The organism is Streptomyces sp. NPDC044063, from assembly GCF_056434285.1.
On record NZ_JBWKFM010000021.1, the window covers coordinates 36,075 to 57,806 of the forward strand.

The 21,732-nt window shown below is 73.1% G+C and carries 20 protein-coding genes, 2 tRNA genes and 1 pseudogene; 13 read left to right on the forward strand and 10 right to left on the reverse strand.

Annotated features, from left to right (window positions below; genetic code table 11):
- The first annotated feature begins 285 nt into the window (after positions 1–285).
- From AC07BS_RS23985 to AC07BS_RS23995, 3 genes are all read left to right on the forward strand, one after another.
- A complete protein-coding gene (locus AC07BS_RS23985) occupies positions 286–1,224 on the forward strand; it encodes an SGNH/GDSL hydrolase family protein (protein ID WP_478934386.1) in 939 nt (312 codons plus the stop codon).
- A 135-nt stretch (positions 1,225–1,359) separates the two neighbouring features.
- Positions 1,360–2,043: a GmrSD restriction endonuclease domain-containing protein gene (locus tag AC07BS_RS23990; protein ID WP_478645357.1), complete on the forward strand. Its 684-nt coding sequence runs from the start codon at positions 1,360–1,362 to the stop codon at positions 2,041–2,043.
- Positions 2,040–2,312: a hypothetical protein gene (locus tag AC07BS_RS23995; protein ID WP_478645354.1), complete on the forward strand. Its 273-nt coding sequence runs from the start codon at positions 2,040–2,042 to the stop codon at positions 2,310–2,312. Before AC07BS_RS23990 ends, AC07BS_RS23995 begins: the two co-directional genes overlap by 4 nt.
- Positions 2,313–2,370: 58 nt before the next feature.
- Here the strand turns inward: AC07BS_RS23995 and AC07BS_RS24000 are convergent.
- The 4 genes from AC07BS_RS24000 to AC07BS_RS24015 all read right to left on the reverse strand — a co-directional run bounded on the left by AC07BS_RS24000 (position 2,371) and on the right by AC07BS_RS24015 (position 4,713).
- Positions 2,371–2,444: transfer RNA gene (locus tag AC07BS_RS24000), tRNA-Lys, on the reverse strand.
- Positions 2,445–2,516: 72 nt separating this feature from the next.
- Complete coding sequence (locus tag AC07BS_RS24005; protein ID WP_478934389.1) at positions 2,517–3,284, reverse strand: ALF repeat-containing protein; 768 nt, start codon at positions 3,282–3,284, stop codon at positions 2,517–2,519.
- A 110-nt stretch (positions 3,285–3,394) separates the two neighbouring features.
- Positions 3,395–4,174, reverse strand: coding sequence for a GntR family transcriptional regulator (locus AC07BS_RS24010; RefSeq protein WP_478934391.1), 780 nt, complete (start codon positions 4,172–4,174; stop codon positions 3,395–3,397).
- A complete protein-coding gene (locus AC07BS_RS24015; RefSeq protein ID WP_478934393.1) occupies positions 4,171–4,713 on the reverse strand; it encodes a GntR family transcriptional regulator in 543 nt (180 codons plus the stop codon). Before AC07BS_RS24015 ends, AC07BS_RS24010 begins: the two co-directional genes overlap by 4 nt.
- Before the next feature lie 724 nt (positions 4,714–5,437).
- Here AC07BS_RS24015 and AC07BS_RS24020 point away from each other — a divergent pair.
- Positions 5,438–6,286, forward strand: a complete 849-nt coding sequence (locus tag AC07BS_RS24020; protein ID WP_478645350.1) for an FG-GAP repeat domain-containing protein — start codon at positions 5,438–5,440, stop codon at positions 6,284–6,286.
- A gap of 74 nt (positions 6,287–6,360) precedes the next feature.
- Here AC07BS_RS24020 and AC07BS_RS24025 read toward each other — a convergent pair.
- The 3 genes from AC07BS_RS24025 to AC07BS_RS24035 all read right to left on the reverse strand — a co-directional run bounded on the left by AC07BS_RS24025 (position 6,361) and on the right by AC07BS_RS24035 (position 8,543).
- Positions 6,361–6,447, reverse strand: a tRNA-Ser gene (locus AC07BS_RS24025).
- Between the two features lie 140 nt (positions 6,448–6,587).
- On the reverse strand, positions 6,588–6,803 hold the full coding sequence (locus tag AC07BS_RS24030) for a hypothetical protein (protein ID WP_478645349.1): 216 nt from the start codon (positions 6,801–6,803) through the stop codon (positions 6,588–6,590).
- 165 nt (positions 6,804–6,968) lie between these two features.
- Positions 6,969–8,543, reverse strand: a complete 1,575-nt coding sequence (locus tag AC07BS_RS24035; protein WP_478934396.1) for a S1C family serine protease — start codon at positions 8,541–8,543, stop codon at positions 6,969–6,971.
- 198 nt (positions 8,544–8,741) lie between these two features.
- Between AC07BS_RS24035 and AC07BS_RS24040 the strand changes: the two genes are divergently transcribed.
- From AC07BS_RS24040 to AC07BS_RS24050, 3 genes and pseudogenes are all read left to right on the forward strand, one after another.
- Entirely contained in the window at positions 8,742–9,587 is an 846-nt protein-coding gene (locus tag AC07BS_RS24040) for a glycerophosphodiester phosphodiesterase (RefSeq protein WP_478934398.1), read from the forward strand.
- Between the two features lie 150 nt (positions 9,588–9,737).
- Positions 9,738–10,382 (forward strand): annotated as a pseudogene (locus tag AC07BS_RS24045) (ATP-binding protein).
- Positions 10,383–10,569: 187 nt separating this feature from the next.
- A complete protein-coding gene (locus tag AC07BS_RS24050) occupies positions 10,570–11,538 on the forward strand; it encodes a DUF5926 family protein (RefSeq protein ID WP_478645344.1) in 969 nt (322 codons plus the stop codon).
- 809 nt (positions 11,539–12,347) lie between these two features.
- On the opposite strand, the gene AC07BS_RS24055 is transcribed toward AC07BS_RS24050, so the two are convergent.
- Both AC07BS_RS24055 and AC07BS_RS24060 read right to left on the reverse strand, forming a co-directional pair.
- On the reverse strand, positions 12,348–13,064 hold the full coding sequence (locus AC07BS_RS24055) for a hypothetical protein (protein WP_478934400.1): 717 nt from the start codon (positions 13,062–13,064) through the stop codon (positions 12,348–12,350).
- A 371-nt stretch (positions 13,065–13,435) separates the two neighbouring features.
- A complete protein-coding gene (locus AC07BS_RS24060; RefSeq protein WP_478645339.1) occupies positions 13,436–14,161 on the reverse strand; it encodes a bifunctional DNA primase/polymerase in 726 nt (241 codons plus the stop codon).
- A gap of 835 nt (positions 14,162–14,996) precedes the next feature.
- On the opposite strand from AC07BS_RS24060, the gene AC07BS_RS24065 reads away from it, so the two are divergent.
- Positions 14,997–16,439, forward strand: a complete 1,443-nt coding sequence (locus tag AC07BS_RS24065; RefSeq protein WP_478934401.1) for a PP2C family protein-serine/threonine phosphatase — start codon at positions 14,997–14,999, stop codon at positions 16,437–16,439.
- 129 nt (positions 16,440–16,568) lie between these two features.
- Complete coding sequence (locus AC07BS_RS24070; protein ID WP_478645334.1) at positions 16,569–18,038, forward strand: aminopeptidase P family protein; 1,470 nt, start codon at positions 16,569–16,571, stop codon at positions 18,036–18,038.
- A 106-nt stretch (positions 18,039–18,144) separates the two neighbouring features.
- On the opposite strand, the gene AC07BS_RS24075 is transcribed toward AC07BS_RS24070, so the two are convergent.
- Positions 18,145–18,627, reverse strand: a complete 483-nt coding sequence (locus AC07BS_RS24075; RefSeq protein WP_478645332.1) for an ATP-binding protein — start codon at positions 18,625–18,627, stop codon at positions 18,145–18,147.
- Positions 18,628–18,844: 217 nt separating this feature from the next.
- Here AC07BS_RS24075 and AC07BS_RS24080 point away from each other — a divergent pair, with 217 nt between their 5' ends.
- The 4 genes from AC07BS_RS24080 to AC07BS_RS24095 all read left to right on the forward strand — a co-directional run bounded on the left by AC07BS_RS24080 (position 18,845) and on the right by AC07BS_RS24095 (position 21,720).
- Entirely contained in the window at positions 18,845–19,636 is a 792-nt protein-coding gene (locus AC07BS_RS24080) for a hypothetical protein (RefSeq protein WP_478645330.1), read from the forward strand.
- A gap of 106 nt (positions 19,637–19,742) precedes the next feature.
- Positions 19,743–20,477, forward strand: a complete 735-nt coding sequence (locus AC07BS_RS24085; RefSeq protein ID WP_478934404.1) for a YcnI family copper-binding membrane protein — start codon at positions 19,743–19,745, stop codon at positions 20,475–20,477.
- A gap of 104 nt (positions 20,478–20,581) precedes the next feature.
- Positions 20,582–21,235: an SCO family protein gene (locus AC07BS_RS24090; RefSeq protein WP_478645327.1), complete on the forward strand. Its 654-nt coding sequence runs from the start codon at positions 20,582–20,584 to the stop codon at positions 21,233–21,235.
- Positions 21,235–21,720 (forward strand): copper chaperone PCu(A)C, encoded by a 486-nt coding sequence (locus AC07BS_RS24095; protein ID WP_478645324.1) that lies wholly within the window; start codon positions 21,235–21,237, stop codon positions 21,718–21,720. Before AC07BS_RS24090 ends, AC07BS_RS24095 begins: the two co-directional genes overlap by 1 nt.
- Positions 21,721–21,732 lie beyond the last annotated feature (12 nt).

The following is a 21,732-nucleotide window of genomic DNA, read 5'->3' on the forward strand; positions in this document are numbered from 1 at the left end:
CACCGCCCGGCGTTCGACACCTCCGCGAGCGTAGGGGCGTGAACCGGTCATGTCAGTCCGATCCGGCGTCGCGGAATGTCCCTGATGCGTGATGGCGGCCGTTCCGTGAAGTCCGTGACAGAAGCGGAACGTTTCCCCTCGGCCGTCAAGCCCGGCTCACCGGACGCCGGGCTCCGGTATTCGGTCAGGAAGGACGGACATCCCGGGCATGCGATTGACGCCGCCCCGCGGTCACCCCGATGGTGGCGCCGACTTCCACGGAACTTCCCGTATGAGGAGCAAGAAATGGCTCGTACAGCTCGTACAGGACGAAACAGAATCCGCGCGGCCCTCGCCACGTTCGGCGCCGCCGCCACACTGGTCTCCGGCGCCGCGCTGACACCCGCCGCGGCCACCACACCGGAGCCCCGTTCCGCGCCCGTACAGCGCGACCAGCGCTACGTGGCCCTGGGCGACTCCTACGCGTCGGGCCCGCTGATCCCCTGGCAGGCCGACCCCACGTGCCTGCGCTCCAACGCCGCCTATCCCTCCCTCGTCCGCGGCGAGCTGGAACTGTCGGACGTCCGCGACGTGACGTGCACGGGCGCCACGACCGCCGACATGTGGCGCAGTCAGCCCGGCACCGGCCGGAGCCCCCAGCTCGACGCGGTCGACCGGAACACCCGGCTGGTGACGATCACCGTCGGCGCCGGCGACATCGGCCTCGACGAGATCCAGCGCCGGTGCACGTACCCCGACCGGGCCGTCCCCGCCGACAACCCCTGCCAGCGGCACTTCTCGCGCATCGACGGCAGTGACGGGCTCGACCGGCGGATCGACGCCGCCGCGCCCGGGATCGCCCGCCTGCTGAAAGCCGTCCACGAGCGCGCCCCACGCGCCCGCGTGGCCGTCGTGGGCTACCCGGCGATCATCGGCGACGACGTCCAGGGCTGCCGCGAGTCCCTGCGCATCGCGGACGGGGACGTGCCCTATCTGCGCGGCACCGTACGCCGCCTGAACGCGATGCTGCGCCGGGAGGCGAGCGCCCTCGGCGACCTCTACGTCAACACCAACGCCACGACGGCCGCCCACGACGCCTGCCGCCCGTTCGCCGAGCGCTGGATCGAGGGCATCCGGCCCGACATGCGCACGCGCCCGGCGGCGGCCTTCCACCCCAACGCGCTCGGCGAGAAGGCGATGGCGCGGGCCGTGCTGGACGCCCTCATCTTCGGCCCGAAGCGCTGAGAGGACGGCCGGGCGCGGGGTTCCTCCCCGGAGCCCTGGAGTGTCCTCTTCCGGTCAATGACGGCATTCCCGGCACGCCCCGGTGAGGGTGACGTTCCGGGGGACCGCGGCGGCCAACCGGTATCCGTTGGGCCTGTGATCAGAACCAACGGGCGGCTCCGTGCCGCCACCGTCGCCGCCGCGGTCCTCTGCCTCTCGGCCGTCACCGCCCCGGCCGCCACCCCCGCCCCGGTGGCGGTCCCTCCCCCGGCGAACGTCCTCCACCGCGACCTGCCCGAACCGCCCTCCGCGCCCGACGTCCGCGAGGAACTGGCGGACCTGGTCGCCGAGGGGCCACACTCGATGGATGGCTACAGCCGCGCGAAGTTCCCGCACTGGATCCGTCAGATGGGCACGTGCGACACCCGCGAGGTCGTGCTCGCGCGCGACGGGATGGGCGTGACGACCGACAACGAGTGCCGCGCCCAGGCCGGCACCTGGACCTCGGCCTACGACGGGAAGGTCGCCAACTCGGCGTCCCAGGTGGACATCGACCACATGGTCCCGCTGGCCAACGCCTGGCGCTCGGGCGCCGACGGGTGGGACACCGAGCGCCGCAAGGCGTTCGCCAACGACCTGACGCACTCCCAGCTCATCGCCGTCTCGGCGTCCTCCAACCGCAGCAAGGGCGACCAGGGCCCGGACCAGTGGAAGCCCCCGCTGCGCACCTACTGGTGCACGTACGCCCGCGCCTGGACGCATGTGAAGCACCTCTACCGACTCCACGTGACCCCGACCGAGAAGGTGGCCCTCTACACCATGCTGGACACCTGCGAATGACCGTCGAGCGCCTGGTGGACCACGTCACCGCGGGGCCTGGCGGCGCCATGACCGACGAGGTCGGCGTCATCACCGGCGACCTCACGGTCGCCACGTCGGCCGCCCCCGGCGCCGACCGGGCCCGCGTCGACATCCAGTACACCGGCGCCGAGGAGTGGTACGTCCTGACCGGCAGTCCGGCCCCGATCCCGGCGGGCGGCCTGACGGCCCTGCACGACGAGGTCCTCGCCCGCGTCCGCGCGGGCGGGGCCGCGGAGGCGCCGCGCTGAGCGGTACGGCCACATGCGAGAAGGGCGCCCCCTCGACGGGGACGCCCTTCTCGTTCTGTGCGCCGCCAGGGACTCGAACCCCGGACCCGCTGATTAAGAGTCAGCTGCTCTAACCAACTGAGCTAGCGGCGCGAAATGAATATTACACGACCGCAGCAGTGGGGTGACGGGGGTGACCAGGGAAAACGCGTCGCGGAGGCAGCGCTAGCGCCGACCGGCGGCCTTGGGCTTCGACGCCGGCTTCGGCTTCGCCTTGGAGGCGGCCTCGTCCTTGGCGCGGGCCTCGTACTGCCCCTTCTCCAGGAAGCGCTCGACGTCCGCGTCACTCCCCCGCAGGGCCGCCATCGCGGCAGCCTTCAGAGCGGGCCCGCCGGATCCCATGATCTGGGTGGCACGAATGCGGTTGTTGGTACGACGGGCCGCGAACTGACCCTCGTCCAGGAACTTCCTCAGGTCCTCGTCCGTGCCCCGGAGGGCGGCCATCCCCGCCTCCTTCATCGCGGGGCCGCCGGAACCGATGATCTGGGTGACACGTATCCGGTCGTCGGTGCGACGGGCGGCGAACTGCCCCTCGTCCAGGAAATTCCTCAGGTCCGCATCGCTCCCCCGGAGCGCCGCCATCGCGGCCTCCTTCAGCGTGGGACCGCCGGACCCCATGATGCGGGTGGCACGAATACGGTCATCGGTACGCCGGGCGTTGAACTGACCGGTCTCGAGGAACGCGCGCATGTCCTGCGCGCTCCCGCCCAGTGCCTTCCGCGCCTCCTCCCGGAGCACGTCACCGGTGTTCTTGTCGTCGAGCATCGCGAGGATGGCCGCCCTGTCCCGCTCACCGGCCGCGTCGGCGGGCGCTCCCACCACAGCACCGGCACCCGGCCGCGCGTCGCCGGCGGCGAGGGCGGGGGAGGAGAGGAGGACGGTCGGAACGATCGCCGAGGCCACCACGATCGCCGAAATACGGGCCAACTTCATAGCTGTACCTACTTTTCCCGAAGCCCGATAAAACGCGATTCGCATGCTACGCCGATCATGAAACACCCCCACCGAGGGGCCCACCCGCCGGCTCCGTCCCCCCGGCAGCCTCAGTCGGAGAAGTCGTACTGAAGCTCGTAGAGGTGGCCCGCCTTCACCATCACCGTCACCTCGATGGGGACGTCTCCGTCGCTGTACACGACGCGCAAGGTGCGCAGGACCGGAAGATCGGTCGGCAGCGCGAGGGCCACGTACTGCTCATGCGTGGGCACTCGTGCCGAGACGCGGTCCACGCAGCGGCGCGGTGGGTAGCCGAGGTCGGCCAGCAGCCGGGGAGTGCCGCCCCGGATCCTCCGGCGCTCCGTCATCGCGGTGCCCCGGGCGATCGCGAGCGGGTAGTAGGACTTGACGAGCTCAACCGGTTCGTCGTCGAACAACAGGATCTGGGCACGCATCACACACGTACCGTCCTCACCCAGCCCCAGGGCCTCGGCGACATCCCGGGGCGGCGCGACCTCGGCGACATCCAGCAGCCGACTGCCTGCCCGCACGCCCCGGCTCTCCGACTCGGTGATCCATCGGTAGGGCTGCCCGGGCTCCGCGGGAGTCAGGAAGGACGCGGGTCGCACGGTTCGCTGGCGATGTTCGCGGACCGTCACGGCCGAGCCCGCACGGCCCACGACCAGGCCTTCGGCCTTCAGCACCTGGAGGGCCTTCTGCACTGTCGCATTCGAGGCCGCGAAGCGGTCCTTGAGCCGCTGGGTGGAAGGAACCCTGCCGCCCGGCGCGAGTTCGCCGGACATGATCTCGTCCCGGAGGTCCGCCGCGATGCGCTCGTGGAGCGGCCTCCTGTCGATGTCGCCACCGTCCGCTGCCTGGGACACAGTCACCCGATCTTCAGCTCGTACCGCAGGCTCTGTCGCCCCGCGGGCATCGTCATCACATCCACCTGTACGGGGCGGCTGCCAGCGTCCAGGGTCACCCGCGTCAGACAGAGAACGGGCTCGCCCTCGTCCATCGCCAGCGTCTCCCGCTCCTGAGCGTCGGGCATCCGCGCCCGGACGTCCTCACGAACGCGCTCGCCGACGATCCCCAGGCGCGCCAGCAGGGTCACCGCGCCACCGGGGATTTTGGCCTTCTCCGCGAGGGGCGTACCGCGTGCGATGTCCGAGGGGTAGTAGGTGTCGGTCAGTTCCATCGGCCGGTCGTCCAGGTACATGACCCGTCGGCGGACGACGGCCGTGCCACCCTCCGGGCATCCGAGCAGCTCGCCCACGGCGGGCGGCGGCACCACGTCGCCGGCCTGGACGATGCGCTGCGTTCCTCGCTTCCCCTTCGCCGCGACCTCGTCGCTCCATGCGTCCCGCTCGCCGCTCTTGCGCGGCGTCAGGTAGGGCACCGACGTGCTGACCCACTCGCTGGTGCTCACCACGGCCTCCTGCCGTCTCGGCCTCGCGTTCTTGACGCCTCACACAGTAGGCAACCCGGCGAACCCGGGTCACCCCTCCGATATCTTGCCGCCTTTCGCGAATAGCAGTACGGTCGCGCGTGGTCGAGTCCCCTCACTCGGAGGTTCCTCATGGCGACGAATGACCAGAACCCAGACCGCTGTTCGGAATGCGCTGCCATCAAACACACCCGACGTACCGCGGTCGAACGTGGTGACCTTGATCAGATGGAGGCTTCGACCACGCGCATGGGAGTGCACCAGCGGGAGGTCCACGGATGAGGGCCATCGCATGGGTCATGCGGAGACGGTCGGCTCGCGCGGAACGATCGCCGAGCGGAGCTGCGCGCCGGCCTGCCGCCGAGGGAAATCAGCAGGCCGGAAGTGCGGGCCGCGACCGGCTGCTCCTCCTTCCGCACTCCTCCGGCCCTCCGTCGGTACCAACTACCCGCACCCCCGCGGCCACGCGCGCGTACTACTCCCCCGACCCTCGGCAAAGGCAGGACGGAAGAGGCTCCGCCGGCCGACACCGGCGAGGGCTCGGGCACTGCGAGGCCTCCGCTCCAACCCCCGGGCGGAATCAGTCATTCCGGTACCCCCGCCACAAAACCACTGGGACACACGTGCAAAGATCCGGACAATGGTGCGGGCCTCCCCACGCGTGGAGGCCCCCGATCTGATGCCGCACACCTCATGGAGCCATTGCGTGACCCAGTCCTCCCGGCGAGGCCGTCGTACCCTGTCGCGTCTCGTCACGTCGGCGATCGCCGTCACCCTGGTCGGTACCGCCGCCGGTACCGCCGGTGCCGCGGAGCGGAAGCCGACTCCCGCCGCGCCGTTCTACTTCCTGTCCGGCATCCTGCCGTCGGGTCAGATGTACGCGTACATGCCCGACGGCAAGGGCGGCTTCGACACCCGGTCCGGCGCGTACATGTGGCCGCACTTCCGGTTCGGGGTGTCGATCGACCTCAAGCTGACCGGCTACCAGGACGGCGCGTACCACGTCATGGACGACGGCACGCTGAACCTGTGGCGCGACGCGAAGCTGAAGAAGGTGTCCACCGGCTGGGGACAGTACGACGCCGTCCTCGCGCCCGGTGACCTCACCGGTGCCGGCCACCCCGACCTGCTGGCCCGCGACAAGCAGGGCGTCCTGTGGCGCTTCCGGACGAAGACCGACGGCACGCTGGAGTCGCGCGTCCAGGTCGGGCCCGGCTGGAACCAGTACACCCAGATCACCGGCCTCGGTGACCTGAGCGGCGACCGCAAGGCGGACATCGTCGCCCGCGACAAGCAGGGCGTCCTCTGGCTGTACAAGGGCACGGGCGACGCGCGGAAGCCGTTCGCCCCCCGCCTCCGGGTCGGCCCCGCCTGGAACCAGTTCAACAAGCTGGTGGCCACCGGCGACGTCGACGGCGACGGCCACAGCGACCTGCTCGCCCGCGACCCCAAGGGCGACCTGTACCTGTACAAGGGCACGGGCAAGGACTCCGCGCCGTTCAAGTCCAAGGCCAAAATCGGCACGGGCTTCAACGAGTACCGCGAGATGTTCTAGCGAGGGCGATCACGAGAAAAGGGGTGTCCCCATCGGGACACCCCTTCCGATCCGCGCTGGCGCGCGGCCGGCGGCGGAGGCTGAGGGATTTGAACCCTCGGTGACATCGCTGCCACGACGGTTTTCAAGACCGTTCCCTTAGGCCGCTCGGGCAAGCCTCCCCGCGTCGTCCACGGCGGGACGGCGCAGGGACCAGCGTACCCGGTGCCGGGATCGTGCTCGGCTGGCGGCCGGGGCTAATGGCCCTCGGGCGGGCCGGGTTGGGTACCCGGGACGGGGGCCGCGGGGAGGGGACGCGGCGTCAGGGCAGATCCTGGACCACGCGTTCGGCGGCCTCGCTCTCGGCGGCCGCCGGGGAGAGCTCGCTGAGGGTGTCGAGGTCCGTGTCCTGGGCCAGCTCGGCCTCCCACGCGGCGGCCAGCCGCTCCCGCTCCGCCGGCGGCAGCTGCTGGATCCTCTCGCGGTCGGCCGGGCTCAGGGCGTTCAGGAACCGGGTCACGGTGTCGTCGATCGGCATGGCGGGGCCTTCGCTGGTCGTCGGGGCACGCTGGTCGCGGTGCGGGCCTCCCGGTAGGGGGGCCATCCGTACGTCTTCCAGCCCCGCCCGCCGGGTGATCGCCCGGCGGGCCGACGTCACCTGAAAGACGCACGCCGGTGACCGGCGAGGGCCCCGCCCCCGGTCTCAGCTGTTGTCGCCCCGGCGCTCGCCCAGGACGATCTCCGCCGTGGCCGTCCGGCCGTCCCGGACGTAGGTGACGGTGACCTTGTCGCCGGGGCGGTGCGTCCAGATCTCACTGATCAGGGTCGGACCACTGTCGATCTTGGTGTCGTCCAGCTTGGTGATCACGTCGCCCGCCTTGAGGCCGGCCTTGTCGGCCGGGCCGCCCGCGGTCACGGCCTCCGAGCCGCTGCCGTCGATCTTGGCGCCCGAGCCGGTGTCCTTCATGTTCACGGTCGCCTGGATGACCGGGTAGACGGGCGTACGGAACTTGATCAACTGATCGGCGACGTTCTTGGCCTGGTTGATCGGGATGGCGAAGCCCAGACCGATGCTGCCGGCCTGGCCCTGGCCGCCGAACCCACCCCCGCCGCCCGCGGACTGGATGGCCGAGTTGACGCCGATGACGGCGCCCTGGGCGTTCAGCAGCGGGCCGCCGGAGTTGCCCGGGTTGATCGACGCGTCGGTCTGCAGGGCGCTCATGTACGACGCCTTGCCGTTGCCGCCGTCGCTGGAGGCCACCGGGCGCTTCTTGGCGCTGACGATGCCCGTGGTGACGGTGCCGGACAGACCGAAGGGCGCGCCGATCGCGACCGTCGCGTCGCCGACCGCCGCCCGGTCGGAGTCGCCCAGCGGGAGGGGCTTGAGCCGCGCGCCGGACGGGTCCTTCAGCTTGATGACCGCCACGTCGTAGCCCTGGGCGCGGCCGACGACCTCCGCGTCGTACTGCTTGCCGTCCGAGAACGTCACCGCGAGCTTGCCGCTGTCGGCCGCCGAGGCGACGACATGGTTGTTGGTGAGGATGTGACCCTGCTTGTCGTAGACGAAGCCGGTGCCCGTGCCGCCCTCGCCGTTGCTGCTCTGCGCCTCGATCGTCACGACGCTCGGCAGCGCCTTGCCGGCGATGTCGGCGACCGAGCCGGGGGTACGGCTCTCGGTCTTGGGGTCGCCGGACGACGAGACCGTCGTCGAGTTCTCCCCCATCCCCTTGTCGGCCGCCCAGAAGCCGATGCCGCCACCGACGCCGCCGGCCACCAGGGCCGCCACGACGACGGCCGCGACGAGACCGCCGGCCCGCTTGCGCTTCGGCGGGACGGGCGCGCCCCAGGGGGCGCCGGCGGCACCGTGGGGCGGGGGCGCGTCGGCACCGCCGTACCAGCCGCCACCGGGGGCGACGGGCGGAACGCCGGGGGCGCCAGGGGCACCGGGCGCGCCGAAGGCCGCCGTGTCCGGTGCGGCGCCCGGCGCGGCGCCCTGGGGCGCCACGGGCGGGGCCGCGGGGAACTGCGCGGTGTGGTCCGGGGCGGCCGCGGGGGCGGCGGCCGGGGCCGCGCCGCCGTCGCCGGCCTCCGGGGCGGACGGGGCCGCGGGCGGCGTCGTGGGCGGAGCCGCCGGCGGCTCCGCCGGGGCCTGCGGGACCTGCGGAAGCTGCGCCGTCCGATCGGTCGCGGGCGCCTGCGGCGTGACGCCTCCGGACGGAGCCGCCTTCTCCTGCCCGGCGTCTGCCGGACGGGCGGCGCCCTCGTTCTCGGTGCTCACAGTCGTCGTCTCCTCAATCAGGTACACGTCAGGTCGGTCGCGACGCCGGGGCCACGCTCGCCGTATGTCTTCGGCCAAGCCTTTCCCATGACGCGTCAGACCACCGTAAGCGGACCCTGTGACCTCGACGGGTCGCCCTTACTCCGGGACAAAGGGGACCGCATGCGCGATTGTGCCAGCCGGTGGCACCATAACGCGGTGACCTACGCGTACCCGGCCGGGAACGACCGTCCCGAGCGCCACCCCCTCGACGTCGTCGCCCACCGAGGAGCCTCCGACGACGCACCGGAGCACACGCTGGCGGCCTACCGGAAGGCCATCGAGGACGGCGCGGACGCGCTGGAATGCGACGTACGGCTCACCGCCGACGGCCATCTGGTCTGTGTGCACGACCGCAGGGTCAACCGCACCTCCAACGGTCGCGGCGCCGTCTCCACCCTTGAGCTCGCCGACCTCGCCGCGCTCGACTTCGGATCGTGGAAGGCCCCGGCGGGCGAGCCGGAGGCGCCCGACCTCGACCCCGAGCGCGGCGACCACGAGCGCACCTCGGTCCTCACCCTCGAACGCCTCCTGGAGCTGGTGGCGGACTCCGGGCGACAGGTGGAACTCGCCATCGAGACCAAGCACCCCACCCGCTGGGCCGGCCAGGTGGAGGAGCGGCTGCTGGCCCTCCTCGACCGCTTCGGCCTGGCCGACCCGCCGCCTGACGAGCCCTCGCCCGTGCGGGTGATGAGCTTCTCGGCCCGCTCCCTCCACCGCGTCCGGGCGGCGGCGCCCGGCCTGCCGACCGTCTATCTGATGCAGTTCCTCTCGCCCCGCTACCGCGACGGCCGGCTGCCGGCGGGGGTGGGCATCGCGGGTCCGAGCATCCGGATCGTGCGCAACCACCCCGAGTACGTGGCCCGGCTGCACCGCGCGGGCAACCGTGTGCACGTCTGGACCGTCAACGAACCCGAGGACGTCGAGCTGTGCGCCCGCCTCGGCGTGGACGCGGTCATCACCAACCGGCCGAAAGCCGTCCTGACCCAGCTGGGCCGCCGCTGAGCCGGGCGGTACGGCGCCCCCGCCGCCCGTACCCGCCGCCCGTACCGGCCGCCCACCTCGCCCGTACCACCCGGGACGCGCCGCCCGTACCGCCCGGCGCCCATTACATGGAGTGCACCGGCGCGTTCGGTACGTATTCGACCCGCGCGAGTGCCCCACCCGGTGAAGGTTGGCCGGTTTCCGGTCCAGTCCATTGGGGCATCCATCCCCTGACGTGGGACGAAGGAGGTCTCGGGGGTGGCGTTGGTGGTGGCACAGGAGGTGCCCACGTCGTCGATCATGGCCGTACCCCATGGTCCCGCCGGTGTGGGCGAGGCGAGACACCGGATGCGCGAGGAACTCCGCGCCGGGGGGGTACCGGATTCGGTCATCGACGACGCCGTACTGATCCTTTCGGAGCTGCTCAGCAACGCGTACCGGCACGGGCGCCCGCTGGGCCGGGAGAACGGCGACCGGGGCACGACGGACGGCGGATTCCGCGCCGCATGGCGCGTCGACGAACGCGGCGGGCTCACCGTCGAGGTCACCGACGGCGGAGGCCCGACCCGGCCCTTTCCGGCCACTCCCTCCGTCACGGCGCGCGGCGGCCGCGGTCTGAACATCATCAACGCGCTCTCCCAGGACTGGGGCGTACGGGACGCCTCCGGCGAGGTGACCGTATGGGCGGCGCTGTCCGCGCGCGCCGGTTTCGCTACGCGCGTCGACGCGCACCCGCTCACGCGCCCCCGCACGGCCCCCCTGGCGGACCCGCTCCTCGCCTACTCCGACTACTCCGACCTCGACGAACCGGCGTGACGGCGCGCCCTCCCGTCCCCTCCCCCCTCTCCTCCCGTTCCCTCCCGCCCCCTCCCGTCCCCGACGCGCACGCGGCTCCGCGCGTGCCCGGCCGTGCCCGGTGCGCCGGGCGCTAGGCTCGCGCCCGTCAACGAAGTGATGCCGCAAGGCACACGAGCCGGACGCACGATCGGGAGACATCCACACCATGGCCAAGAAGCGCCGCCCCCAGACCAAGGCCGCCGCCACGCGGACGAGCGACGCCCCGATCCCCGTCGTCGGCGCCCGTGAGCCCTGCCCCTGCGGTTCCGGCCGGCGGTACAAGGCCTGCCACGGCCGGGAGGCCTCGCACGCCGTGGCCGAGCTGGTGCAGCGCCCGTTCGAGGGGCTGCCCGGCGAGGCCGACTGGGTCGCCCTGCGCGAGCTGGTGCCCGCCGCGACGGTGGAGCTGAAGCTCAAGGGCGGCCTGCCCGAGGGCGTGCCCTCCGTCACCCTGGCGACGGTCCTGCCGATGGCCTGGCCCGCCCTGCGCCGCGACAACGGCTCCGTCCTGCTGGGCCTGCAGAACGACACGGCCACCGGCGACCTCAGCCGCGACCTCGCCGACACGCTGCGGCGCGCCCTGGAGGCCGAGCCGGGCACGCCGGTCGCCGCGGAGCGCACCGGCGCCGAGGGCCCGCGCCTCCAGGACCTGCTGGACACCGAGGCGCCGTTCGAGCCGGTCGTCCACACGGGCTTCGAGTTCTGGGTGGAGAACGCCGAGAACGCCACCGGCGAGGTAGCCGCCTCCCTGGAGCGCGCCAACGCCGCCGCGATCCCGACCGTCCGGCTGCCCGGCCCGGACGCCGCGTACTGGTGCGAGACCCCGGAGAAGAACCACCTGCGCTGGGTCATGACCCACCCGGAGGAGAAGCTGCTGGACGCCCTGGCGCGGCTGCACGCCGCGGGCGGCACCTCGCTCGGCGAGGGCACCCGCCTGGTGGGCTCGTTCCGCGCGCACGGCCTGATGGTGCCGGTGTGGGACCTGCCGAGCGGGATGAGCGCGGCCGACATCGAGAAGCCCGCCGCCGCGTTCGCCGAGCGCCTGGCCGGCGCGCTGGCCGACGAGTCCCCGCTGACCGCCGACGAGCGGCGCGCCCGCGGCGGCCTCACCAGCCGTCAGGTCACGCTGAACTGACGGCGTTCCCGTCCGCGGGGTTGGGCGATACCCGGCCACGCGGACGGCGCCCGGGGACGGGAAAAGCGCCGAATCGATTCCGCCGCCCTGCGAAAGCCTGGTGGAGGACGTCGTTCCGGCGCTTTTCGCGGATGAACAGCACGTCAATCCGCGTGACTCCTGTCACAACTCCCGCTGCCGGACCGGAAATCGGCGTCCGGAAATCCACGATCGAATTTGCGAACCGCCGATCTCTTGTTACGGTTTTAGAAGCCCGGTCGCTGGTGCATCCCCCGTCGCCAGCGACCGGGCGTTTCCATGTCCGGACCAGGACCGGCCCCGTCCAGGGAGCCGCGCCGGACCCGCGGCGAGCGGCCCCACCGGCCCTCCGGCCGCCGCGACGAACAGCAGATCGAACTCCGAACGTGATCCGGACGTACTCCGGACGCCCGGACCGTCGTCCAGCGCCGCCGCCCCCATGGTCCCCCGCATCGGCCCGGACCACGAGCACACACCAGCAGGCGGCGAGTACACGCCGGGGCCCATCCCGGGCAGGCCCCACCCGCAACTCCCCGGCCACGACGCCGTCCAGGCCACCTCGCGCGGCCTTTCCGACTCCCGTCCAGGGGCCCGTACGCCCAGGTGCGCCCGCCGTGCGCGCCGGCCGCCCCACCGGGCCGGCGGGGCGCGCGGAGGGCACACGGACGGCTCACCGGGCGCGTACGACCGGCCGTGCCCGGGCCGCCGGACGGGTGACCGGCGGAAGGTGCCACGGAGGGCGCGGCGGGGTGCGTGGCGGGGGCGCGGCGGGGTGCGCGGTGGGCGTTCCGCTAACCGTCCTCGGGCTCGGGGGAGTTGCTGCCGGAGCGGAGCAAGAGCTTCCCTTCGGCCGAGGCGATCTCCGCGACCGCTGCATACGAGCCATGTCCGCGCACCGTCGGCCGACGGGGTGTCTCGCACATGTCCGGATCGTCGGTTGCGGCCATCGGGCAATTCACCTGCACCGTCTGCCCGCCGGGACTCATCAGGGTCAGGACGCCGGTCAGCGGGGCGCCGGTGACGTTGCGGTAGTAGGTCCTGGCCCAGGTGTCGTCCGCCTGTTCAAGGACGCAGGTCTGGGCCTCCACGCCTTCCGGCGCGGTGAGTTCGGGGCCGCAGCGGGCGGTGCCGCGGTCGCCCGGGCCGGCGCCGAGCAGGCCGTCGTCGCCGAGGCGGCTGCCCAGGTAGTCCCCGGTGTCGGGGTCCTCGGCGCGCCCGCCGCGGGGGCCGTGGCCGCCGGCGGGCGCGATGCCGGCGGGGCCGCCGCCGTACGGGCCGGGCCGGGCGGCACCGGCGGCCCGGGGGCCGCCGCGCTCGTGGCCGTCGTCGCCCGCCGGGCTGGTGCCCGGTTCCGCGCGCCCGCGCCCGGCCGGACCGGCCGAGGCGACCGCCAGCGGCAGCACGACGGCCAGGACCACCGTTGTCGCGAGCGCGACCACGCGGAAGTTCACCGCGCGCCGCCGCCGGACCGTACCGGACGCCGCGGAGGCACTGGACGCAACGACCATGGGACCCACCTGCACTTCACCTGCGATGCGCCGCGGAAGCGCGCACGCGGCCGTGAGGGGGCCGTGGTGCGCTCGCGCGACGGAACGGAAAATCGATCAGGGGGCGGGTTCGCGCGGTCACGGAAATACCGGGACGCGCGCATGCCGCCGCCGGGCCGCCGGCGGTCCGCAGAGGGCGCCCGATAACGGCCGTACGCCGAACATACGGGCACGACGGCTCCACCGACGCCCGCGCACGCCCGTTTCCTGCGGTTCTCGGAGCGGCTTGCACCCGTACGAGTGAGAGCGCGGACGTCTCCCGTCCGTACGCGCCCCCGGCGCCGCGTCCCGGTGCCGGCCGCTCCGTCCGCCGCGGCGGCGGGTCGGGCGGGTCAGTACGCCAGCCTGCTGCCGTCGCCGCCCGGGGTACCCGAGTTGGCGCTCTGCTCCACCAGCACGTCGACGACGGTCGCCACGTCGGGCAGCCACGGCCGCGCCAGGCCGTCGACTCGACGCCCGGCGCCCCGGCCGGCCACCGCACCGGCCGGACGCGGGGCGCGCTCCCAGCGGACCCGCCCGGCGCCCGTGGGGGACGGCGGCAGGACCGCGTAGCCGCCCTCGCCGTGGAAGCGCAGCGAGCCGGGCACCCAGTCCTGGCGGTGCAGCAGTTCGCCGAGGACCTCCAGGGAGTAGGGGGCGACCAGCAGCGACCAGCGGGTGGGGGTCGCCACGACCGGGCCGAGCCGTACGCCGGCCCGGTCGAAGGCCGCCAGGGCGCGGGCGGCGGCGACGGCCGGCAGGCTCACCGCGCAGGGTGCCCGGCCACCGGTGGCGAGCACCACGGGGGCCTCGGGCCGGTTGGTCCACCACCAGCGGACCATCCGGGCGTCGGTGGTGGCGGCCAGCAGGCCGGGGTCGAAGGGGTGGGCTCCGGGGACCGCGCACTCCGGGTCGGGGCAGCCGCACTCGCGTACGCGGCCGCTGCCGGGCCGCAGGCCCACGCCCGGGAGCACGGGCCACTGCCACTCCGTGGCGTAGGTGAGGGCCGCGGTGAGGACCGCGGACCGCCCGGCCCGCCGGAGGGAGAGCCTGCGTCGCCTTCCGAGGATCTCGCGCATGTGCGCTCGTTCCTTTCCGTGAACGCCGAAGGTGGGTCCTTGCCGTCGGCAAGGGCCGTGTCGCACGTACTGAACTGAACACGCTGACATGAACTGCGGGCACCGCAGGGACTGCGTGACCGCAGGAACCGCCTGCACTGCATGGAACGCGTAGCCCCTGGAGGCACGAGGGCTACATGGCACTACGGGCACTGCTGGGCGCGGTACTCAACGCGCCGTGGCCCCTCGGGCCGGCACACCACGTGGATCACGCATCGCTGCGTACAACGCAGCGCATCACGCCGCGGGCCGGGCGTGAAACCTGGCGGGGGGTGGCGCGCGGATGGCGCTTCGTGCTGAACCGGTGCGCCCGTCGCCCGCGACACGGGTTGCCCCACGTCGCTCGGGGATGGGCGTGGCCGTCGACCGATAAGACGCTCGGGTCCGCCGCCGGGTTGCGGGGCGGCCCCAACTGCCGCTGCGTTCCGCCGAGCCTTTCCGATCTTTCTGAGTATGTACCCACCGAGCCGGATGTGACGCGCTGTTGGAACGAGCCCAGTCGACCGCAATCGAGGGCCAGGGCACTTTTTTCCGGCCAAAGTTCGGTGCGTCCCCAACGCATACGGAAACCTCACCAGACACCACCAATCCCAAGGGTCCGATGCTGGACATCCCCTTGCCCGGGCGTGTACATGTGGAGCACTGATAGCACGCAACACGACAGGGGGTTTGCGATGCTATTGCGCCGAAAGCCCAGGCCACATCACCGGTCCGGCGGGCTCGGCGGGCTGCCCCGGCCCCGTCGTCCGCACGGTTCCCGCGAGGGTCGCGCACGGCCCGTCCGGAGCGGGCGGCCATGACCACGCCCCATGCGCCGAAAGTGGCCGGAATCGACCCGCCGGTGCCCGCGCCCGCCCACACTTCCGCCCCCGCAGTCCCCCCTCCCCCCTCCGCCCCCGGCACCGGTCCCGGCTCCTGCGTCTCCCCCGCCCCCGCGCCCCCGGTGCACGACCGTCTCGCGGGCTGGGTCTCCGACCTCACCACGCTCCAGGAGCTGACCGAGCGCCTCACCCGGACCTCGGACCTGGACGCCGCGCTGCGCGAACTCCTGCGCGCCGGCGCCTCGCTGGTGGGTGCCGGACGCGGCCTGGTCACCCTCCACCCCGACCACCACGACGGCCGCCCGCTGACCGTCGGCCTGGGCCTGGGCCACGCCGACATCGGGCACATCGAGACCATCCCGCACGACCCCGCCACCGCCCCCGGCCCGTACGTCCGCCTCCTCGACGACCTGCCGCCCCTGGGGGACCGCTCCGGCCGGGCCCACCCCGACATCCCCGGCGAGGACGACCTCGACCCCCGCCACCGCGAGGTCGCCGCCCGCCTCGGCTACACCGCCAGCTACGCGCTCCCCCTGGAATCGTCGCCCGGCGACGGCGAGGCCCCCGGCGCCGGCCGCATCGGCGCGGCCGTCTGGCTCTACGACGAGCCCGCCGAACCCACCGAGCGCCAGCGCCACCTGGCCGACCTCTACTGCGGCCACGCCACCGAGCACCTCGCCCGGCTCCTGGAGCTGACCCGTGCCCGCCGGACCCTGGGCGAGCTGCGCGAGGAGCTGCTGCCCGGCCGGCTGCCCCGGGTGCCCGGCATCCGGCTGGCCGTCCGCCACCGCACCGGGTCGCGCGGCGGCGGCGACTGGTACGACGCGCTGGCGCTGCCCGAGGGCACGCTGGGCCTGGCGCTCGGCGGCATCGACGAGTCCGGCCCGGCCGCGGCGGCCGCGACGGCACGGCTGCGGGCCGCCCTGCGCGCGTACGCCGTCATGGAGGGCGAGGACCCGGTCGCCGTCCTCTCCGACCTGGAGCTGCTGCTCCGGCTGACCGAACCGGCCCGCACCGCGACCGCGCTGTTCGCCTACTGCGAGCCGGCCCACCGCAAGGTGGTCGTCGCGGGCGCCGGGCACTGCTCGCCGCTCATCATCGGCCCGGACCGGGCCGAGTACGTCGAGACCTCCCTGTCGGCGCCGCTGGGGATGCTCGCCTGCTGGGAGGCGCCCAGCGTGGAGATCGAGACCGCACCCGGAGAAACGCTCCTCTTCTACAGCGACGGGCTGCTCAACCGCCCCGGCGACGCCATGGACCGCTCCTTCGCCCGGCTGCACTCGGCGGCGGCCTCCGTACCCCGGTCCGCCCGCCGCGACCCGGAGGCGATCGCGGACCACGTGCTGCGCACGGTCCTGCCCGACGGTCCCGGGGAGCCCGACGAGGACGTGGTGCTGCTGGTGGCGACCTTCGACTGAAAACCCTTGCGGGCCGCCTCGGCGCCGCCCCGGCCGCACCCGGCCGTCCAATGCCATCGGTCACAGCCTTCTCGGGCGCATTCCTCCGCACATACGATGGAAAGCGGCCCCGTTCGAGGAGGAAAGCCAGTGACCGAGCAGCCCGCGCCCGAGAACCCCGAAGGTGACGAGCCCATCAAGCAGCGGAAGAACGGCCTCTACCCCGCCGTCTCCGACGAGCTCGCCGCGAACATGAAGTCCGGCTGGGCCGACACCGAGCTCCGCGACCTGCGGCCGATACCCCAGGCCGCCGAGACCGCCCGGCGGCGTGCCGAGCTCTCCGCCCGCTTCCCCGGCGAGCGCCTGGTGATCCCCGCGGGCAATCTGAAGACCCGCTCGAACGACACCGAGTACGCGTTCCGCGCCTCGACCGAGTACGTCTACCTCACCGGCGACCAGACGCAGGACGGCGTCCTGGTCCTGGAGCCCACGACCGGCGCGGACGGACAGGGCGGCCACGAGGCGACGATCCACCTGCTGCCCCGCTCCGACCGTGAGAACGGCGAGTTCTGGCTCGACGGCCAGGGCGAGCTGTGGGTCGGCCGCCGGCACAGCCTGACCGAGGCCGAGCGACTGCTGGGCCTGCCCGCCCGGGACGTCCGCGAGCTCACCGGCGCCCTCGCCGAGGCCACCGGCCCGGTGCGCGTCGTGCGCGGCCACGACGCCGGCGTCGAGAAGGCGCTGACCGACAAGGTCACCGCCGAGCGCGACGAGGAGCTGCGCGTCTTCATCAGCGAGCAGCGCCTGGTGAAGGACGCCTTCGAGGTCGGCGAGCTGCAGAAGGCCGTCGACTCCACCGTGCGCGGCTTCGAGGACGTGGTGAAGGTCCTCGACAAGGCGCGGGCGACGAGCGAGCGGTATATCGAAGGAACGTTCTTCCTGCGGGCCCGCGTCGAGGGCAACGACATCGGCTACGGCTCCATCTGCGCCGCCGGCCCGCACGCCACCACCCTCCACTGGGTGCGCAACGACGGTCCGGTCCGCGCCGGCGACCTGCTCCTGCTGGACGCGGGCGTGGAGACCCACACCCTCTACACCGCCGACGTCACCCGCACCCTGCCGATCGACGGCACCTACACCGAGGTGCAGCGGAAGATCTACGACGCGGTGTACGAGGCCCAGGAGGCCGGCATCGCGGCGGTGCGGCCCGGCGCGAAGTACCGCGACTTCCACGACGCCGCGCAGCGCGTGCTGGCCGAGAGGCTGGTCGAGTGGGGCCTCGTCGAGGGCCCGGTCGAGCGCGTCCTGGAGCTGGGCCTCCAGCGCCGCTGGACCCTCCACGGCACCGGCCACATGCTCGGCCTGGACGTCCACGACTGCGCGGTCGCCCGCACCGAGACCTACGTGGACGGCGTCCTGGAGCCCGGAATGGTGCTGACCGTGGAGCCCGGCCTGTACTTCCAGGCCGACGACACCACCGTGCCCGAGGAGTACCGGGGCATCGGCGTGCGCATCGAGGACGACATCCTCGTCACCGAGGACGGCAACCGGAACCTCTCCGCCGCCCTCCCCCGCACGTCCGCCGACGTCGAGGCCTGGATGGCCGGCCTGCGGGGCTGACCGCCACACCGGGACCACCGGCCGCCGCCCGCGCCACGCGGGCGGCGGCCGTCGTCGTCACGACGCCTCGCTCCTCGAAACCGTCACGACGCCTCGGGCGAAGCCCTCACGACGCCTTGAGCAGCGCCGCCGCCGGCGGGGAGCCGTCGCGCCACTTGAGGATCTTGTCGAAGCTCACCACGGCACCCGCTCTGCCCGGCCGGTTCCGGACGCGGACGTGATCGGTGAGGGAGGCGATCAGGAAGAGACCCCGGCCGTGTTCCTCGTGGACCGGGGCCGGGGTCCTCTCGCGCGGGGTGCGACCGGGGCGGCGGGGGATCCGCCGGGCCCGATCGGCGAACCCTGGTCCGGAATCCGTGACCTCGATCCGGCAGGTGTCCCCGTCGATGAGAGCGGTGACGCGATAGCCGGTGGAGGAGTCACCACCGTGCTCCACGGCGTTGGCGCACGCCTCGCTGAGCGCGACCGCCAGGTCGTAGGACGTCTCGGGGTCCACCCCGGCCGTCTCCATGGCACCGATCAGCAGCCGCCGGGCGAGCGGAACGCTCGCGGCCTCGCGCCGCAAGTGGAGTGACCACCAAATGCTCATGCTCAGCCTCCTGGCTGCGGCTCGACATACCGATACGTATAGCCGGGCGGAGCACACGGTAAGCCTGCCGGGCCTGTGAGACCGCTCATTCGGCCGACGCGCCGTGTGGGTGAGGGCGTGTATGGGGGAAGGGGTGACGGACCGGCCCGCGCGGGGCCCTGGTGATCAAGCCCCTGCCGTAGGGAAGGCACGGGCGCGGTGGGATGATGGCGCAGCCATGCCTCACCCCGTCGCGCGCGCCGGCGCCGATCTGCGACTGCTCCGGGCCGCGGTGTTCACCGCGGTCTGCGTTCTGCTGTCCGCGGGCGGGCATGTGCTGGCGTCCTGCGCGAGCGTTCCGGTGTGGACGCTGGGCGCGGCCTTCCTCCTCGTCCTCGCGGTCGCCGTGCCGCTGGCCGGGCGGGAGCGCTCGCTTCCGGGGATCGCGGCCTTCCTGGCCGTGGGTCAGCTCGCGCTGCACGCCCTCTTCGGGCTCGGGCAGCGCGTCGCGGCCCCGCCGGCCGGCGCCGGCGGCCCCTCCGAGGGCCACCTGGTCCACTTCGCCGGGCAGCTGCTCTGCGACCAGCGTCCGATGTCCGGCGCCGAGGCGCGCCGGGTCATCACCGACGCCGGGCTCGACCCGTCGGTCCACCCGATGGGTGCCGGGGCCCCCGTGGGCGACGGCGCTCCCGCCGCGCTCCCGCACTCCCTGCTGCCGTCGCTGCCGATGGTGCTCGGCCACCTGCTCGCCGCGCTCGCCCTCGGCTGGCTGCTGCGCCGCGGCGAGGCCGCGCTGTGGCGACTGGTCCGGCTGTCGGCGCGTACCGCCCTTGATGTCGTCGCTGTCGTCGAGAGCGCGTTCCTGCGGGCGCTGGGTGCCGCCCTGCTGTTGCTGGCTTCCGGGGCGCCCGAGCCCCTCTCCGCGGTCCGCGGCCGTACGGGCGCGGACGACGAGCGCCCCGTACGGGCGCCCGCTCTGACGCACTGCGTGATCCGGCGGGGTCCGCCGCGCTGCGTCCTCGCGGCCTGACGACGCGACGCACCACACGGCCCACGGGGGCGTGCGGGGTGGTCGCGGCGCCGCCGCACGCGCGCCATCCCCCCTCATCCCCCTCCTGCCAGTGGAGTGTCGTCCCATGAACGCATCGCGTCTCCGCGCCGCCCGTACGTCCCTCGTCGCCGCCCTCGCCGCCGGTGGTGTGCTGCTGCTCGCCGGCACCGCCTCCGCGCACGTGAGCGTGCAGCCCGGCACCGCCGAGAAGGGCGGCTACAGCACCATCAACATCAAGGTGCCCAACGAGAAGGACGACGCCTCGACGGTGAAGCTCGAGCTCAGCCTCGACCCCAAGCACCCGCTCGTCTCGGTGATGCCGCAGGCCGTCCCCGGCTGGGACGTGAAGGTCGAGAAGACCAAGCTCGACAAGCCGGTGCAGATGCACGGCAAGTCGATCGACGAGGCCGTCAGCAAGGTCACCTGGACCGGCGGCAAGATCGAGCCGGGTCAGTTCCAGCAGTTCCCGCTGTCCGTGGGCCAGCTGCCCACCGACACCGACCAGCTCGTCTTCAAGGCCCTGCAGACCTACTCCGACGACGACGTGGTCCGCTGGATCGACGCCTCCACGCCCGGCGGCCACGAGGCCGAGCACCCGGCCCCGGTCCTCAAGCTCGTCGACAAGGCGGCGAAGCCGGGCGACGCGAAGGACGCCAAGGGCACCAAGACCGAGGCGGCCGCCGCCACCACCGGGAAGGCCGACGACTCGGACGGCGGCTCCGACACCACCGCCCGCGTCCTGGGCGTCGTGGGCATCGTCGTGGGCGTCGCCGGTCTGGCGTTCGGCGTGATCGCCGGCCGCCGCCGCGCGTCCGCCTGACGCCCGCCCGCTCCCCCGTACGGCAGAGGCCCGGTCCGGCGGCACACGCGTCCGCGTGCCCGCGGGGCCCGGCAGCACCGACCCACCTTTCGGAGAAGCACTCCATGCGCACCAAGTTCGCGGGCGCGGCCATCGCCATGGCGGCCGCGCTCACCCTGACCGCCTGCGGCGGCTCCGGCGCGGACGGCGACAAGCCCGCCGCCGACGTCTCCGCCGAACCGACGAAGGCGGGGGCGATCGTCCTCGACTCGCCCAAGGCCAAGCCCGACCTGGTCCTCACCGACACCGACGAGAAGAAGTACGAGCTGGTCAAGGAGACCAAGGGCCGTCCGGTCCTGCTCTACTTCGGCTACACCTACTGCCCGGACGTCTGCTCGACGGTCGTCTCGGACATCGCCGCCGCCGAGAAGAAGCTGTCGAAGGAGGACCGGGAGAAGCTCCGGGTCGTCTTCGTCACCACCGACCCCGAGCGCGACACCCCCAAGCGGATGCGCGAGTGGCTCGACGCCCAGGGCGGTCAGGACATCGTCGGTCTGACCGGCGACTTCGCCACCATCCAGGCGGCGGCCAAGCCGCTGGGCATCCTCGTCGAGCCGCCCAAGAAGGAGAAGGACGGCTCCGTCACCGTCAGCCACGGCGCCGAGGTCGTCGGCTTCTCGCCGAAGGACGACGGCGGCCACTGGATCTACACCGCCTCCACCACGTCCGAGCAGTACTCCAAGGATCTCCCGAAGATCGTCAAGGGGGAGAACCCGTGATGCGCACGATGAACCGGACCACCGCCGCCACCGCCGCCGTCCTGCCGCTGCTGGTCGCCGGGGGCCTGCTCCTGGTCACCGGTTGCCAGTCGGAGAAGAACGCCCTGTCCTCCGGCGCGCCCGAGCTGTCGGTCGGCGGGGCCTACCTGCCGGAGCCGGCGATGGCCGACATGGCCGCCGCCTACTTCACCGTCACCAACGACGGCGGCAAGGCCGACCAGCTCACCAAGGTCACCAGCCCGCTCTCGCGCGACGTCACCCTCCACACCACCGAGGGCTCGGCGATGAAGCACACGGAGAAGCTGGAGGTGCCCGCGAACGGGAAGCTGTCGCTCACCCGCGGCGGCACCCACCTGATGCTCGGCAAGCTCGACCACAAGCCGAAGAAGGGCGAGAAGGTCGAGTTCACGCTGCACTTCGCCACCTCCGCGCCGATCACGGTGCGGGTGCCCGTCGAGAGCACGACCTTCCGTCCCGAGGGCTGAGGACCGATGTCG

What these genes read in the sequence shown, in the direction of transcription:
- AC07BS_RS23995 (WP_478645354.1), top strand. Translation starts at nt 2,040, where the DNA reads ATGACCGTCGAGCGCCTGGTGGACCACGTCACCGCGGGGCCTGGCGGC.
- AC07BS_RS24075 (WP_478645332.1), bottom strand. Translation starts at nt 18,627, where the DNA reads ATGAGCATTTGGTGGTCACTCCACTTGCGGCGCGAGGCCGCGAGCGTT.
- AC07BS_RS24065 (WP_478934401.1), top strand. Translation starts at nt 14,997, where the DNA reads ATGACCACGCCCCATGCGCCGAAAGTGGCCGGAATCGACCCGCCGGTG.
- AC07BS_RS24055 (WP_478934400.1), bottom strand. Translation starts at nt 13,064, where the DNA reads ATGGTCGTTGCGTCCAGTGCCTCCGCGGCGTCCGGTACGGTCCGGCGG.
- AC07BS_RS24060 (WP_478645339.1), bottom strand. Translation starts at nt 14,161, where the DNA reads ATGCGCGAGATCCTCGGAAGGCGACGCAGGCTCTCCCTCCGGCGGGCC.
- AC07BS_RS24095 (WP_478645324.1), top strand. Translation starts at nt 21,235, where the DNA reads ATGCGCACGATGAACCGGACCACCGCCGCCACCGCCGCCGTCCTGCCG.
- AC07BS_RS24050 (WP_478645344.1), top strand. Translation starts at nt 10,570, where the DNA reads ATGGCCAAGAAGCGCCGCCCCCAGACCAAGGCCGCCGCCACGCGGACG.
- AC07BS_RS24005 (WP_478934389.1), bottom strand. Translation starts at nt 3,284, where the DNA reads ATGAAGTTGGCCCGTATTTCGGCGATCGTGGTGGCCTCGGCGATCGTT.
- AC07BS_RS24090 (WP_478645327.1), top strand. Translation starts at nt 20,582, where the DNA reads ATGCGCACCAAGTTCGCGGGCGCGGCCATCGCCATGGCGGCCGCGCTC.
- AC07BS_RS24085 (WP_478934404.1), top strand. Translation starts at nt 19,743, where the DNA reads ATGAACGCATCGCGTCTCCGCGCCGCCCGTACGTCCCTCGTCGCCGCC.
- AC07BS_RS24080 (WP_478645330.1), top strand. Translation starts at nt 18,845, where the DNA reads ATGCCTCACCCCGTCGCGCGCGCCGGCGCCGATCTGCGACTGCTCCGG.
- AC07BS_RS23985 (WP_478934386.1), top strand. Translation starts at nt 286, where the DNA reads ATGGCTCGTACAGCTCGTACAGGACGAAACAGAATCCGCGCGGCCCTC.
- AC07BS_RS24030 (WP_478645349.1), bottom strand. Translation starts at nt 6,803, where the DNA reads ATGCCGATCGACGACACCGTGACCCGGTTCCTGAACGCCCTGAGCCCG.